We start from the raw sequence: 10,755 nt of genomic DNA, 5'->3' as shown, positions 1-10,755 counted from the left end.
CGAAGAAGTCTCCGGCGAAGACGACAGGGCCGAAGAAGACGGCTGTGAAGAAGGCGTCTGCGGGGAAGTTGCCGGCGAAGACGGCTGGGGCGAAGACGACAGGGCCGAAGAAGACGGCTGTGAAGAAGGCGTCTGCGGGGAAGTTGCCGGCGAAGACGGCTGGGGCGAAGTCGACGGCCGCGGAGAAGATTGTTGCCACGAAGGTATCGGCGGTGAGCAAGGCTCCGGCGAAGACGACGACCAAGGAGATCCGCGAGTGGGCGATCGGAGAGGGCCGCGAAGTGTCACCCCGCGGCCGGATTGCGGCCGAGATCGAGCAAGCTTTCCATGACGCTCAGGCAACGAAGGCTCAGGCAAAAGCGGCGCCGGCGAAGAAGGCGGCCGCGAAGAAGATAGTCGCGGGGAAGGCTCCCGCTAAGAAGACCGCCGCGAAGAAGTCTCCGACGAAGACGACAGGGCCGAAGAAGACGGCTGCGAAGAAGGCGTCTGCGAGGAAGTCTCCGGCGACGACGGCTGGGGCGAAGTCGACGGCCGCGGAGAAGATTGTCGCCACGAAGGTACCGGCGCTGGGCAAGTCTCCGGCGAAGACGACGACCGAGGATATTCGAGAGTGGGCGATCGGAGAGGGGCGCGAAGTGTCTCCCCGCGGCCGGATTTCGGCCGAGATCGTGCAAGCTTTCCATGAGGCTCAGGCGACGAAGGCTCAGGCAAAAGCGGTGCCGGCGAAGAAGGCGGCCGCGAAGAAGATAGTCGCGGGGAAGGCTCCTGCTAAGAAGACGGCTGCGAAGAAGGCGTCTGCGGGGAAGTCTCCGGTGAAGACGGCTGGGGCGAAGTCGACGGCCGCGGAGAAGATTGTCGCCACGAAGGTACCGGCGGTGAGCAAGGCTCCGGCGAAGACGACGACCAAGGATATTCGAGAGTGGGCGATCGGAGAGGGCCGCGAAGTGTCTCCCCGCGAACGGATTTCGGCCGAGATCGAGCAAGCTTTCCATGACGCTCAGGCAACGAAGGCTCAGGCAAAAACGGTGCCGGCGAAGAAGACGGCCGCGAAGAAGGCTCCGGCGAAGAAGACGGCCGTGGAGAAGGTTGTCGAGAAGGAGGCTCCGGTGATGGGAGCGGTGGCGGGCACGGTGCTGGCGAAGACGACGGCAGGGGAGACGACGGTAGCGGGGAAGACGGCCGGGGAGATGACGGCAGGGGCGAAGACGGCCGGGGAGATGACGGCCGCGGAGAAGGTTGTCGAGAAGGAGGCTCCGGTGAAGGGAGCGGTGGCGGGCACGGCTCCGGCGAAGACGACGGCCAAGGATATTCGAGAGTGGGCGATCGGGGAGGGCCGTGAAGTGTCCTTCCGCGGTCGGATTTCGGCCGCAATCGTGCGTGCCTTCCATGACGCTGCGGCAAAGTTGCCGGTTGTGGGCGGTTGAACCGAGTGGTGTCCGCTCTTGAGCGTGACCCACCGACTCCGGGTTGCCGGGTTCTCTCAGTCCGACGGACGTTCAGTGGACGAACCCTTGTCTGTCTCTTCGAAGCCAGGCTCACCGAAGTTGAGCGCGCCGGGACGGTGCCGGTCAGGGTTCGGCACCTGAGACGGTCGGGACCGGCCGAGCGTGGGCGCCGGGTAAGGGCGGAGGAGGGCCATGCCGGCAGGGTGGTGGGCTATCGTCCGGCCAGGTCGGCGACGACTGGAGCCAGAGCGCCGGCGACGTCTGCTCCGAGCACGAAGTACGAGAAGCCGATTTCCTCGTGTCGCCGCTTGATCTCCTCGGCAGCGGCCGAGGGATCACTTGGGAGATAGGCCAGTGAGTCAGCGGCACGAACGGCGTCGGTGTCTGTGTCGGGCCCAGCCATGAACGGGGCAACCGAGTCGCCGATCACGGGCACGTGCAACGCCAGTTCGACGTTGCGACGGTTGTCGAACTGGCGTACGCGTTGCATCGTCTCAGCCCGCGTCTCGGTCTGCGGCATCACGAAGGTCACCGTGTCGGCGAGCTCGGAGGCCAGCGCTTGCGCCTTCGGTCCGGCCACGGCCATCGCCACCGGAGTGCGCAGGTCTGACCCGTCGAGTTCTCGCAACGCCGTGACGACGTCACGCACCTGGGCTGACCGTTCGCCTGCAGGGATATCGGGCAGGCCCAGTTCGCGGAGCTGGTCTACAATTCCGGGTCGACCTGTGCCGATGCCCATCTCGAAACGACCGTCGGTAAGCACGGACAGCGAGTGCGCCTCCCACGCGGTGCTCCATGCCGGCCGCACCGGGGACGCGTACACCCAGGTACCCACTCGCAGGTTGGTGATCGTCGCCGCGACGGCCAGCGCAGGGCCCGGTGCCGGCTGCCATTGCGGAACGTCAGGCATCAAGATCGTCGAGTAGCCGCTGTCGGCCAATTTACGCAGCTGGTCGCGCCAGGTCGGCAGATCGGTGGTGATCGGAGCGAGGACTCCGAACCGCAACGGCCGGGCCTCGTGTGTTGGTGCCGCGGTCATGGTGATTGCCTTCCCTCTGAGCCGACCCTCTGTCGAGCTCTCAACACTTCCACGAACGGGCTACGGCGGATACGACCACACGACAAGAATCCAAGGGCGGGGCCACGACGTCACAAGCAATCACCGCGCCATCCCGCTGGAGGATCCCGTTCCGGGCGAGCGTCGCCGGCGGTCCATGCGCTCGGCGCCGATCTCGTCGCGCTGGTGGTTCCGTTAACGGCAACGGCCTCACCCATGGGGGTCGTCAGGGTCCTGGTGGAACGGAAGGAAATTCTCTGACGATAGACCTGGTGAGCGATCTCCCTTGCGAACGCTGACCACGAAGGATTGCAACATGCTTGCAGCCAGGCGAAACAACGTCAGCGTGGCAGCCCTCGCCCTTTGTCTTCCGGTTCTGAGCTTGTCGACCGCGTGCGGAGTGCCGGACGAGAAGCACCCGAGCACCGACGCTGTTGAGACGACACGGGTAGGGCAGTGTCAACAGTTCGAGTCGTTCGCAGGGCAACTCCGCGCCGGCAATCCTCCGCCGGTTCGTACCGGGTTGGTGCCAGCGCAACCCGGCGACCATGTTCCCGGTCCGGCTCGACCCAGGCTGGATGTGGTCGATCTCGAAAGGACCTTGGACGGTGAGACCGTTACCTTCAGCCTCGGGGGCGAGCGACGGGTCGATGGGCTGGTCCGTCCGCTTCGTCCAGATGCCGTTCCTTCGAGGGACGGACGGCGCCGTGCCGATTTCGGGTTCGTGCCTTCTGCAGATCGATCTGACCTCCGTGGACTCCAATAACGCCGGAGACGGCCCGGGACTGCCGATGCGCCTCACGCCCGACGGCGGCGCATCGGCAGTGGTCGAGGTCCTCGTTTACTCGAGCAGCGGCACTGTGACGCAATCCTTCGTCGGAACCCGAAGCAGCACACCCGAGGTCACGGTCGGCACATCAATCGACAACCGCGCGATTACGGTCGCAATCACTCACTGAACACCCACCGCGGCTGCCCGTTGAGCGATCGCTGACCGGCGCGAAGTTCCCACTATGTCACCCGAGCTGCCCCACGCCACGTGCAGAGCTCACCAATCAGACAAATGACGGAGTCGTCGGTGCGGTCGATCCAGACGGCGCGTCCATCACGGACGACGGGCTTGAAAAGTCGCAAGGGACTGACGCTGGATACCGGCCACAGGACGAACTCGTAACCTGAGAGCCAGTCCTGTACTGCCTCGGCAATCTCAGCCGTCGCGATCGCACCGTCCGTCTCGTACGGGATGCCGAATCCGAATCCGCTCGGAATGTCCCCACCGCCGGCCCGGGTCGGGATGGCATTGAGTCCGATCGTCCATGCCGGGAACTCATTGTGGTGTCTTCGATTGTCCAGACGAGTGAGCGGTAATCGTCGAATTCGCTGAAGCAGAGAGTATCCTGCCCGACAGCACGGCAGGCGTCGACGAAATGCTCGGGTGCGTCAGTGGGCTCATCGGCATCAAGGTCACGTCGCCACCTAGGGTTTCGCGGCATCGGTGGTTGAGGCCAGGCCTGCGTGGCTCGGTACTGCAGGCCCTGCGAAACCTCTGCGGTGGAGTGCTTCCACTCGAAGTCAATCAGATCGTCGACACCGAGCTCTGAGGCGCCTTTACCTTCGACTGCGGCGGACGGTAACCAGCAGCCACCCGGTGTCTGCGGTGAATCCACGACCCACGATCTCGACTGAGGGTCCCAGCTGCGCACGGTTCCGCGGGTGCTCATCTCACGATCATGTACTCCGACGGGCCAGCCACCCATGATTCCCACAAGCTGAACGCCTATCGGCACAGGATGACGATCGTCGACCGGTCACCGCTCCAATCTCGGGACGCCGTGGCCTCGACCCTGAGCGAGGCTTGAAGATGTTGGGCGGCGCGCATTCAGGCGGACCTGGCGTGCTCGATGAGGAGCTTGGCGAAGTCTTCCGGCTGATCGACCGGTGTGATGTGACCGCAGTCCGCGAGTACGTGCTGCGCGAGCCGGTGGGTGATCGGCTCGAGTTGGCGTGCGGTGGCGTCGGCGACCGCGCCGCCACCGATGGCCAGGGTCGGCATCGACAGCTTCTGGTCGTGTGCCCAGTTCGCGATCCACGCGGCGTTGGCAGGCATTGCGCGGTAGTGGTCGAAGGCATTGCCCAGAGACTTCCTGCCCCGGTAGGCCTCGACGATGACCTGTGTGAGGTCGTCCGGCAGGCCTCGGCGGCTGCCGGCGGTGAGGAAGAAGCGGATGTAGCGCTCCTGCGAGTTCTCGAGGACGTCCTCGGCCAGGCCGCCGGGCGCCTGGTGGAAACCGAACCACCACGGCGGGCCCTGGCGAAGGAAGGCTTCGGCGCCGTGCAGCGACCCGATCAGCCCCTCGGACAGGGTCAGGCTGGCGATGCGATCGGGGAAGGACGCCGCGAGCGCGAACGCCGGCGCGACCCCCAGGTCGGTGCCGACGACATGTGCCTTGTCGTTGCCGAGGACGTCCAGGAGCCGGAGCAGATCCGAGGCGATCGCCGGCGCCTGGTAGCCACGGACGGCGGCGGTGCTGTCGCCGAGTCCGTGCAGGTCCGGTGCGATGGCGTTAAAGTCCGCCGCGGCCACTAGCGGTGCGACGTCCCGCCAGATCGCGCGGGTGTGCGGGAAGCCGTGCAGCAGCAGCACTGCCGGTCCTTGTCCCAGCGTCTCCACGGCGAGTTCGACTCCGTCGATCGGTATCGAGCGCGTCGTCGCTCCGGGAATGTGGGAGGACAAGGCCTTCTGGTGCACGGGCACGCTCCTTCGTTACGATAGGTAATGTGGTTACGGTAAGAGACTGCTATTGACGTGGCAAGGAGGCACTTTGCGTACACCAGGTCACCCTGAAGTAACCCCCTCGCGCCGCGGGGATCTGTTCGACTCCTTGTGCCCGACGAGGCTCCTGCTCGACCGGGTCGGATCGCGGTGGACGACGATGGCGGTCCTGTCGCTGGCTGCCGCCGGCGGGGAGCTGCGGTTCTCGGAGCTCAAGCGCCAGATGTCGGGGGTGTCGCAGAAAATGCTGGCGCAAACCCTCAAGGCCCTGGAACGAGACGGACTCGTCACCCGCCGTGTCGAGGCAACCAAGCCTCCCCGGGTGTACTACGGCCTCACCGACTTGGGTGGGACCCTCGTCCTGCCCCTGCAGGCTCTGCGCGAGTGGGCCGAGCAGTACATACCCCGGATTCAGGACAACGGCTGCGCCTTTGACGCCGCCCAGCACTCATGAGTGACCGGCGACGCCGCTGGTAGGGGCCGAACCGGCCGTTGCCTCCATGCTTTGCCGGCCTCGCTCTGACAGGATCGCGGTGCAATGGTGTGTTCCAACCCCTCTCAGCCAGTGGGGTTTTGGCCTAGCGGAGACGCCGGAAGTGCATGTGGGAGCGAGTTGCTGGTGTGGTCACCGGATTGCTGGTCCCGCGGTAGACCCGCCGTGCGGTTGGGTCCGAGCGTGGCAGGGCGTCAATTGGGACACTCATGCCTGCCACGCTTCGTCATATCGGGGCGTGTTCGACAAGGGGGGAACACGCTTTTGGTGTACAACGTGAGCCCGGATGCGCTGCCGACCCGGTTGGACCCTGAGGTCGGCACCAGCACCAGCACCAGCACCACACCGGCATCGAAGTCGGCCGGCTACCGTCCGGCAGGCGAGGCTCCAAGAGCAGTCCATTATGCACAGAATGATCCGTGCAGCAATCGGGGTGGGCCACTCACCCGCGACAGAACGAGAAAGCGGGACGTCGGACGTCTGAGCCGAACTGTCAAGTATTTGAATCAGGTCGAGCCGAATGTGCCCGCACGGAACTATCCGACGGTGCCGGTTGTTGATGCATGCAGCAGTCGCGAAGTATCGCGGCACTATGGCGAAGGAGCACAAGAGATATGCGCATCGGAATCATCGGAGCCGGTCAGATCGGTGGCACGCTGACACGTCGGCTGACTGCGCTCGGTCACGATGTGCGCGTCTCGAACTCTCGGACACCCGACACCCTCGCAGACCTCGAGGCGGAGACCGGCGCCAAGGCGGTACTGAACACCGAAGCCGCCGAGGGCGCAGACCTGGTGATCGTGAGCATCCCGCAGAAGAACGTCGTGGACCTCCCCGCCGACATCGTCGCAGGCGCAGCCGATGGTGCTCCGGTGATCGAGACCAACAACTACTACCCGCAGCAGCGAGACGGATTGATCGCCGCCATCGAAGACGGTCAGGTAGAAAGTGAATGGGTGCAAGAACACCTCGGAGTTCCGGTGTTCAAGGCATTCAACGGAATCTGGTGGAAGCACCTTCTGGAGAAGGGCCTACCGGAAGGGGCGAGCGGCCGGATCGCGCTCCCGGTCGCCGGCGACGACGCACTGCAGAAGCAGGTGGTGTTCGATCTGATCAATCAGCTCGGCTTTGACCCTGTCGACGCGGGCACCGTCGAAGATTCCTGGCGTCAGCAGCCGGGAACCCCGGTCTACGGCAAGGATTTTGATCGGGAAGCTACGTTGAAGGCACTGGCGCAGGCAACGCCTGAGCGCACCGACGAGTGGCGTGCTGTGGCGCAGTGAGCGGCCGGTGTCGGGCGGCGGTCTGTTGCTGGTCACTGAATCTGCAGACGATGGCGTCACCGAAAATGCAGACGCAAATGTCGTCGTTCGTCGGCACGTTGACGGCGTCGTCGGCACGCTGACGGTGGCCATGTCGTTGTGAGTGTCGAGGTTCGGCGCGATGACGGACCGATTCGGGCATGACAGAGCCCGGCGGGGCGGGCGAATCAGCCGCGGTGCGGCGGGGACAGCAGACGCCCCTGGGTGTAGATGCCGATCAGATCCCACGGCGGGTCGGTGAACCCGAAACGACGACGATCTTCGACGGCGGCGGCGGACAGGATGCACAGGGTGTGCAACAGCAGGTTCCCGGCGTACCGGATGGCGGAGAACACCTCGCTGGCGATCTGAATCAGCCGCTGATTACCCTGGTGGCACATCCACTGCACATGCTCATCGGTGGCGCGGCGCAGCCAGCGGCGCACCGTCGACTCCGGGCGGTCCATCCGCTCGGCGATACGCCGGAATCCCATGCCTTTTGCTTTGTGGGCCAACGCATTTCCGATGACTTCGGTGGTGTCGGCGCGACGGGCCTGCAGGGCAGTGGGCAACAGGATATGGGTGGCGCCGCAGTCGCGGCAGCGGACCCGCTGCGGGCGCACGGTCACGGTGGCCGTGCCCAGCGAGCGGACGGTGCGGACACGCCCGTACCCCCACCGGGCCACCCGGCCCTGGCAGGACGGGCACCGCATGGCGCCGGCGTCGAGGTAGGTGTCGGCCTCCTCGGGTCGGCGAACGACGATCAAGGTCGATGGCTCCGCTCATGGTTGGTTCAGTCTTGACTACCACACCGGATCGCACCAGGGGTCAGTTCGTGTTGGAGCCAGCATGTTTCGCGTCGTTCCGTCATTGCGGATGCCGACGATGGTGCGGCCGTCTGTGCGCGATCCCGAATCGCCCAATCGGGTAGCTCCGACCCGGGGGATCGCGGTGGTCGGCACGTTGATGGTGCAGACGATCGTCTGTCGGTCCGATGCCCGTCGGCATCAGCGGTGACGGTAGGCGGCTAGGTGGTCGTCATACCGAGAGACGCTCAACAGCGGTCCCCGAATAGGACGATGCCGCTCGGCCGGGGGGTTGGTCCTGGTGCGACGCGCGCGCCCTGGACGGCATCGGTATCGAGACGGCGGGCGCGCGGGCGCCCGATCCGGTGCACGGCCAGCCGCTGGGCAGCGTGCGGGCGGTACTCAGTTCGGTGGCGTTGAACGCCCTCTGCGGGTGGTGGGCCCGGATCGGGACCTGGTTGACGATTCGGTCCCGCTGGCTCCGGGGTCGCCTGCCTACACGACACCACATCGCGACCGGCGCCGACATGACATGGCAGCACTCGCATCCTCCCAGGTGTTTGGTGTTCGGTGTTCAGTCAACACCAAACACCAAACACCAAACACCAAACGCCAAACACCGAACACCGAACACTGAAGCCCACGGTGTGGTGTTTCGGGCGGGCTGGAGGCGGCCGCGGGCTGGTGCGGCGGTCGCGGTGTCGGTAGCCGCCGGTGTGGAGTCATGTGCGCAGCGCCTGGGAAACCGCAGAGCAAGAGGTCGTTAGTGTAGAGGAAGTCGGAGGAAATCAGAGTCTGGGTGCTCGTGAGTGACGAGAGTTCACTTAGGAGAGGGCCGTTCACGACAAGGCGAGCGGAGGGAGTGGAGTGGCGGTTGCACTGCTTCTGTCGCGCCGCTGAGTGCGGGTTGCTGCACCTCGATCGCCACCGACGACATCACCACGGCCGGCTGCTTCAGCGGCGTTCCGTGCGCGGGTGGTGTTCGTGCAGGTCGGGTCGCGTACCGGGCCGGTCGGTGCTTATGCTCGATCGCGGGAGTTTCGCCGAGCGAAGAGGTGCATCAGCATGGCCCGATACAGTGGCAACCGGCCGATAGGTGGCCCGGAGCTGGCGGTCGGTGTCCGGGTGCTGGTCCGCAGGAGCGCCGACGCCGATCTGACCGGTGAGGTTGTCGAGGACTATGCGGCGGTGACCGACCCTGGCGGCGGTGGGCATGAGTGGGCGCCGGTGCATCGGTGGGCGGTTGGTCTCGACGATGGGCGGCTGGTCTTTGCCGACACCGAAGACCTGACCATCGATCCGGGCTTCCAGCGTTCCGCCCCGGACCCGGGCCCGGATTCGGATTCGGATTCGGCTGTGCGGACACCCGGCCGCCACCGGGGAGAGTGATCGGCGGCAGCCCCCGCCCGCGGAGGCGTTCCGTCCTCAGGATTTCGGCGATGCGGTTGCGCTGCACGTCCGGTGGAGACCATCGCGGATCTATTCTGTCACAGCGAAATCCGACCGCAGCAGCGAGGGGATCTCCTCCGATAGCTTTGGACGGAATTCGGATGCGGTGCCGCGCCGTACGTCCGTGCCGACCGCCATGCTGAAGCCGCTATCGGTTCCGGAGTGGCGCCTGCCGGTGACCGTGCCGCGTGGGTTCCTACCGAGTTACGGGGTGGTTGTTGTGTCCAGGGTCGGTCATCTGAGCCCGAGTCAGGTGGCGCTGCGTTCGGCGGATCCGACCGCGTCGAGCACGGCGGCACGCGTCGAGGCGTCGGGGGTGAGTGTCTTCTCGACGGTTCCGATGTTGAGCAGCTGCCGCCACCTGGCCTCGTCGAACGGCGATGGGCGCGTGTCGGACAGGAACTTCTCGACGGTGTGGACAAAGCGCAGGGGGTCGTCCCGGAAGGGGAAGTGACCGGCGCCCGGGAAGATCTCCAGCCGCGCACCCGGCATTGCCGCGTGTGCGGTGTGGGCGTGGCTGACGGGAATGACCGTGTCCCGATCTCCCCAGATGAGTTGAACGGGGAGGCTTGCCGTCAGATAGCAGCGGTCGAGCATGGTCACCGTCTGTCCGCGCCAGTCGACCACCGCCCGCAGGGTGCGTAGGTAGGCCTCGTACGCGGTGGGGTCGGGTAGTTCGGTCAAGATACGCACCAGATCCGGTGTGTCGTGCAGCGCCGCACCGGGGTGCAGGGGGGTGCCGTGCAGCCGAGTCAACACCGTTCCCACCCATCGCACCGCGGGCACCGCTCCGGGCAGGCGCAGCAATTTCAGTGCCTCATTGAGGATCGGCGTCGCCGCGAGACGCAGGAGCGGATGAACGTCGGTGGTGATACCGCCGGCGGAAACCAGGATGAGCCGATCCACCATCTGGGGGAACTGGTAGGCGAACTGCATCGCGATGCCGCCGCCGAGCGAATGTCCGATCACGGTGGCGTGGTCGATTCCCAGGGACGAGAGTAGATCGCGCATGCCGTTGGCGTAGGCGGCGACGGAATAGTCGGCGCGGGGCTTGTCGGAGCGTCCGTGGCCGAGTAGATCGGGTGCGATCACGGTGTAATTCTCGGCGAGGTGCGGGATGATCTCGGTCCATGTCGACGAGTTGTCGCCGATGCCGTGCAACAGCAGCAGGGCGGGGCCGTCACCGGCCATGCGGAAGGCGCGCCGGTATCCGTGGATGGTGCGAAACATCATCTGCGGCTCGGCGTCCGGCACCGGCCGGAGCCTGCGCATGCGACTGGGGTTCATCGCACCCTCCTCGACTGTCGCGTTCTACGTCGATTCTTCGCTTCGCACCGCCGACATCCGTGACGACACGCCCCACCCGAGGGTGTCGACATCGGGAGGGTTGTTGCCTCCTCCCCGTGCCCCGAAGCAGCCGCGAGAACGTTC

Annotated in this window: 13 protein-coding genes and 2 pseudogenes; 8 read left to right on the top strand and 7 right to left on the bottom strand. The window is 65.7% G+C overall.

Translation table 11 applies throughout. The annotated features are described in order from the left end of the window. Positions 1–220: hypothetical protein (locus ACFWAY_RS44425; RefSeq protein WP_378515005.1), on the bottom strand; the 220-nt coding region annotated here is incomplete at its 3' end. Here ACFWAY_RS44425 and ACFWAY_RS44420 point away from each other — a divergent pair. Then, positions 213–275 (top strand): annotated as a pseudogene (locus ACFWAY_RS44420) (hypothetical protein); the annotation flags it as partial. The gene ACFWAY_RS44425 and the pseudogene ACFWAY_RS44420 overlap by 8 nt on opposite strands. Positions 276–349: 74 nt before the next feature. Here ACFWAY_RS44420 and ACFWAY_RS44415 read toward each other — a convergent pair. Then, positions 350–574: a hypothetical protein gene (locus tag ACFWAY_RS44415; protein ID WP_378515002.1), complete on the bottom strand. Its 225-nt coding sequence runs from the start codon at positions 572–574 to the stop codon at positions 350–352. On the opposite strand from ACFWAY_RS44415, the pseudogene ACFWAY_RS44410 reads away from it, so the two are divergent. Further along, positions 543–629 (top strand): annotated as a pseudogene (locus ACFWAY_RS44410) (hypothetical protein); the annotation flags it as partial. The gene ACFWAY_RS44415 and the pseudogene ACFWAY_RS44410 sit on opposite strands and share 32 nt — an antisense overlap. Before the next feature lie 74 nt (positions 630–703). On the opposite strand, the gene ACFWAY_RS44405 reads toward ACFWAY_RS44410, so the two are convergent. After that, entirely contained in the window at positions 704–907 is a 204-nt protein-coding gene (locus ACFWAY_RS44405; RefSeq protein WP_378515001.1) for a hypothetical protein, read from the bottom strand. 202 nt (positions 908–1,109) lie between these two features. Here ACFWAY_RS44405 and ACFWAY_RS44400 point away from each other — a divergent pair, with 202 nt between their 5' ends. Next, on the top strand, positions 1,110–1,424 hold the full coding sequence (locus ACFWAY_RS44400; protein WP_378515004.1) for a histone-like nucleoid-structuring protein Lsr2: 315 nt from the start codon (positions 1,110–1,112) through the stop codon (positions 1,422–1,424). Positions 1,425–1,656: 232 nt separating this feature from the next. Here the strand turns inward: ACFWAY_RS44400 and ACFWAY_RS44395 are convergent, their stop codons facing one another. After that, positions 1,657–2,484 carry an LLM class flavin-dependent oxidoreductase gene (locus tag ACFWAY_RS44395; RefSeq protein ID WP_378515000.1) on the bottom strand — a complete coding sequence of 276 codons (828 nt, stop codon included), beginning with the start codon at positions 2,482–2,484 and terminating at the stop codon, positions 1,657–1,659. A 626-nt stretch (positions 2,485–3,110) separates the two neighbouring features. On the opposite strand from ACFWAY_RS44395, the gene ACFWAY_RS44390 reads away from it, so the two are divergent. Further along, positions 3,111–3,461 carry a hypothetical protein gene (locus ACFWAY_RS44390; RefSeq protein WP_378514999.1) on the top strand — a complete coding sequence of 117 codons (351 nt, stop codon included), beginning with the start codon at positions 3,111–3,113 and terminating at the stop codon, positions 3,459–3,461. A gap of 920 nt (positions 3,462–4,381) precedes the next feature. On the opposite strand, the gene ACFWAY_RS44385 is transcribed toward ACFWAY_RS44390, so the two are convergent. Next, positions 4,382–5,251: an alpha/beta fold hydrolase gene (locus ACFWAY_RS44385; protein ID WP_378514998.1), complete on the bottom strand. Its 870-nt coding sequence runs from the start codon at positions 5,249–5,251 to the stop codon at positions 4,382–4,384. Between the two features lie 73 nt (positions 5,252–5,324). On the opposite strand from ACFWAY_RS44385, the gene ACFWAY_RS44380 reads away from it, so the two are divergent. The 3 genes from ACFWAY_RS44380 (at position 5,325) to ACFWAY_RS44370 (ending at position 7,193) form a co-directional block, all read left to right on the top strand. Beyond that, positions 5,325–5,729 (top strand): winged helix-turn-helix transcriptional regulator, encoded by a 405-nt coding sequence (locus ACFWAY_RS44380; RefSeq protein ID WP_378514997.1) that lies wholly within the window; start codon positions 5,325–5,327, stop codon positions 5,727–5,729. 602 nt (positions 5,730–6,331) lie between these two features. Further along, complete coding sequence (locus ACFWAY_RS44375; protein WP_378514996.1) at positions 6,332–7,051, top strand: NADPH-dependent F420 reductase; 720 nt, start codon at positions 6,332–6,334, stop codon at positions 7,049–7,051. After that, positions 7,035–7,193 carry a hypothetical protein gene (locus ACFWAY_RS44370; RefSeq protein ID WP_378514995.1) on the top strand — a complete coding sequence of 53 codons (159 nt, stop codon included), beginning with the start codon at positions 7,035–7,037 and terminating at the stop codon, positions 7,191–7,193. Before ACFWAY_RS44375 ends, ACFWAY_RS44370 begins: the two co-directional genes overlap by 17 nt. 64 nt (positions 7,194–7,257) lie before the next feature. Here the strand turns inward: ACFWAY_RS44370 and ACFWAY_RS44365 are convergent, their stop codons facing one another. Further along, entirely contained in the window at positions 7,258–7,836 is a 579-nt protein-coding gene (locus ACFWAY_RS44365) for a DUF6431 domain-containing protein (RefSeq protein WP_378514994.1), read from the bottom strand. 1,104 nt (positions 7,837–8,940) lie between these two features. On the opposite strand from ACFWAY_RS44365, the gene ACFWAY_RS44360 reads away from it, so the two are divergent. After that, positions 8,941–9,264: a hypothetical protein gene (locus ACFWAY_RS44360; RefSeq protein ID WP_378514993.1), complete on the top strand. Its 324-nt coding sequence runs from the start codon at positions 8,941–8,943 to the stop codon at positions 9,262–9,264. Between the two features lie 309 nt (positions 9,265–9,573). Here the strand turns inward: ACFWAY_RS44360 and ACFWAY_RS44355 are convergent, their stop codons facing one another. Continuing rightward, positions 9,574–10,611 carry an alpha/beta fold hydrolase gene (locus ACFWAY_RS44355; RefSeq protein WP_378514992.1) on the bottom strand — a complete coding sequence of 346 codons (1,038 nt, stop codon included), beginning with the start codon at positions 10,609–10,611 and terminating at the stop codon, positions 9,574–9,576. Between the last annotated feature and the right edge of the window lie 144 nt (positions 10,612–10,755).

It is taken from the genome of Rhodococcus sp. NPDC059968 (assembly GCF_042738615.1).
Taxonomy (GTDB): Bacteria; Actinomycetota; Actinomycetes; order Mycobacteriales; family Mycobacteriaceae; genus Rhodococcus_F.
The sequence above is the reverse complement of the archived record's forward strand: the minus strand, read 5'-3'. Positions and strand labels throughout refer to the sequence as shown.